Annotated in this window: 4 protein-coding genes; 2 read left to right on the plus strand and 2 right to left on the minus strand. The window is 58.4% G+C overall.

Going from position 1 to position 2,884, the window contains the following annotated elements:
* Both NWI01_RS18480 and NWI01_RS18485 read left to right on the plus strand, forming a co-directional pair.
* The coding region (locus NWI01_RS18480) for a hypothetical protein (RefSeq protein WP_210243017.1) at positions 1 to 330 on the plus strand (330 nt) is incomplete at its 5' end.
* Positions 331 to 346: 16 nt separating this feature from the next.
* Positions 347 to 886: a hypothetical protein gene (locus tag NWI01_RS18485; RefSeq protein WP_141385402.1), complete on the plus strand. Its 540-nt coding sequence runs from the start codon at positions 347 to 349 to the stop codon at positions 884 to 886.
* A 61-nt stretch (positions 887 to 947) separates the two neighbouring features.
* Here the strand turns inward: NWI01_RS18485 and NWI01_RS18490 are convergent, their stop codons facing one another.
* Together NWI01_RS18490 and NWI01_RS20170 are read right to left on the minus strand one after the other, a co-directional pair.
* On the minus strand, positions 948 to 2,408 hold the full coding sequence (locus NWI01_RS18490) for a type IV secretory system conjugative DNA transfer family protein (RefSeq protein WP_244613900.1): 1,461 nt from the start codon (positions 2,406 to 2,408) through the stop codon (positions 948 to 950).
* Positions 2,405 to 2,533, minus strand: coding sequence for a hypothetical protein (locus NWI01_RS20170; RefSeq protein ID WP_283809271.1), 129 nt, complete (start codon positions 2,531 to 2,533; stop codon positions 2,405 to 2,407). Before NWI01_RS20170 ends, NWI01_RS18490 begins: the two co-directional genes overlap by 4 nt.
* Between the last annotated feature and the right edge of the window lie 351 nt (positions 2,534 to 2,884).

Genomic DNA, 2,884 nt, shown 5'->3' on the forward strand with positions numbered 1-2,884 from the left:
TTTGACACTTTGCCCCCGCGTTCGGCACGTGGCAGGGTTGCAGCCGAGCTGCAACCTGCACCGATTATGAGTGACGAATTTTTTCTACGGAAAGACCTGTTTACAAACAAAGACGCCGACGCGTGGGCCGAGCATTTCCATATGCTGTTTTACGTGCTGCACATGACGCCGGAACAGATTGCGCAGATCGATTTCGGAATCGATCCCGAACATCCTTATGCGTGGGCGGTCGCCTCATGGGCACATGACATCAAGCGCGCTTTCCCCCGCGTGGAGATTCACCCATGGACAGGTAATTTTTCCGAATCAAAGCCACTAAATTCAAGATGAGAACGGAGGTGAAGCAATGAAAATCGTAAAAGACGGCGATGACGCTTTCCGCACGGAAATGGAAGCATCCGACGCGCATGAGGAAACTATAACCTCCAGCATCGAGGAAATCGAACGCCTACTGGCGGATATCAAGAAACGTGGCTGGTCGCGAGAAGTCCGGGAAAAGGATCGCTGCAACAGATATTGGCGTTACTCTCACGTTGAGCGCAGCTTGGATCACATAATCGGCGACGCCCAAACCACTTTGCGCGACATCAAATTTCTGGACATTCCCAAGTCTTCGAATCCTGCCGATCCGTCGCGCGTGTTTACTGAAGAACCACACGTTGTTAATGAGGAATATATAACTCGTAGCATCGAGCAGATCAGCACCATGATCGACGAGATTTTCACGCACGGCTATTCGCCCGAAATCCGGAAAAAAGATCAGTGCGGCGAAGTCGAGCGGATGCTGCGCACTATTGACGGCGCGGCCCGCGCTGCTTTGCGCGATATCAAATTCCTCGATTTTCCCGAACTTTCAAATCCCGGCGACCCCAAAGGCATTCAATGACCCGATCGCCCAAGGGGGCGAAGCAACACGGGTGTAAGAAGCACGGTGTGACCAGCCGACGTTACATGGTCAAGGTTGGAAAACACGCTCTCTCCTCGAGGGCACCCTTGCAAGCGCACTGAACAAACGGCATCGTTTCAAGCCACGCATATTTATCTGGCTTCTCGCGTACGTCGCGCAGCATCCCGCTCATTTCAGGCCGTTCCCAGAAGTTCGGCATCTCGACTGTGAAATATCCCTGATCGCGAGATTCGAGCAGCGCGCTTTCACCGCAGGTCGCAAGGCGAATGTCTTCCACCTGGAGCAGCGGTCTTGATTGTTCGGAGAGATTGTCGCCGGAACCGTTCACCTGGTTCTGGTTGACGTTGAACCCGCGCACCATGACGGAGGTGCGGCCCGAGCGACGCTCGATCTCTTTCAGCGTTTCGGTATCGGGCAGCCCCCGGTAGAGGGTATGCGCGACCGCCTTGCGCCAGATGCGCGCCAGTTCGCGCCCGTAACGGTTTTCGATTTGCGCGGCGGCGTTCTGGAAGACGCCGAGGAAATTGATTCCGCCCTGGCGGTAGAGGGTCAGGATTTCAGGGAAATTGCTGACATAGAGTTGCCCCCATTCCTCGCCGACGACAAGCGCCCGCAATGGGCCATGCGCATCCGCAAACCGCTCGATGACAGCCGCCGCCATCGCGCCCACGAAATTCCGGCTCGTGTCCGAGCGGGCCGAGCCGATAATAAAGTGCGCGGTTCTCTCCCGCTTCATATCGGCGGGATCGAAGCTGTTGCGTTCGGTCACGGCCCGCGCCGCTGACCCTGGCTGGAAACCTTGCAGCCGTTCCACCACGGTCGAGGAATAGGCGTTCCATTGATCGGTCGAAGCAGTCAGGCCTGCGACCAGGCGGCACATGCCCCAGTCTTCCTCCATGCGGGAATCCGACGCCCACACCAGCAGATCGTCCGCAATCTCATCCGGCGCGCGCCCGAAGAAATCCCAAAGCCCGCCGACCGTGCAGGGAAAGCGCTCGGAAGGGTAAAGCGCCGTGATCTTGTTGTAGAGCGCGAAGGCGGTGCGCACGCCCTGGCCGATCCATTTGTGATGAGGATTCGGATCGACCGGCACGAGATAGCTGGCGGCATCGTAGGCCGCTTCCCACACCAGGGGCCGCAGCGTCAATTTCGATACGATTTCCAGAAGCCGCGTGTTGAAATTATAGCTTTCGGAAGGGTAGCCGTAGAGCCTGCCCGCATTGATAAAACGCACACGGTAGCCTTGCCGCTCCAGTGTTTTCCACGACACCCAGGCAAGCTCCGCGTCCTTGGGATCGGTTATGATCTTGGTCAGATGCGCCGTGCGCGGCGACACTACATTGACGCCGAGAAATCTTGTCAGCTTGCCCTTACCGGCCTGGGCGTCGATGGCGACAGGCTCAGTGCCGTCATAGATCAAGGGCCTGCCGCACCTGCCGCGAAAGAAGCCGAGTTCGATGCCCTGGCGGATATGGGCGTAAGACGGCGCAAGGGCGTTCATAACAGCCCGGCCTCGCGCAGCGCCCTTTCATCGTTGAGCCTGGAATGGCCGAGCTGGCCGCTGGGGTTTGCATCCAGCATGGCGCGAAGCCGGGCCTCGGCCTGCGCTTCCGCTCGCGCGGGCAATGCGCGCCTGCGCGGCGTCGCTCCTCATCATCCCAGCTCGCAAACCGGAACGGCTCTGGCTCCGGTTCCGGCGCTGGCCGGGACTCCCGTGCAGGAGCAAGCAGCACGTCCTGCCGGGGCGGCTGGTAGTCCGGCGGCAGTATCTCGATCAGAGGCTGGCCGTTCTCGTCATGCGTCGGGATCAATTCCACACCGACCGATCCCATCGCATAACCGATGAAGAGATATACCCACAGATAATCCCAGCTTACTTGCACGCTTGTAAAATAATCCAGCAGCCCCAGCGCATACGGAAACATCCAGAGTCCGTGCAGGCCCCGTTTGATGAACCGGTATCCATCCTCGGGTCAA

The organism is Nitrobacter winogradskyi (assembly GCF_006539545.1).
Lineage (GTDB): Bacteria > Pseudomonadota > Alphaproteobacteria > Rhizobiales > Xanthobacteraceae > Nitrobacter > Nitrobacter winogradskyi_A.

What these genes read in the sequence shown, in the direction of transcription:
- NWI01_RS18485 (WP_141385402.1), top strand. Translation starts at nt 347, where the DNA reads ATGAAAATCGTAAAAGACGGCGATGACGCTTTCCGCACGGAAATGGAA.
- NWI01_RS18490 (WP_244613900.1), bottom strand. Translation starts at nt 2,408, where the DNA reads ATGAACGCCCTTGCGCCGTCTTACGCCCATATCCGCCAGGGCATCGAA.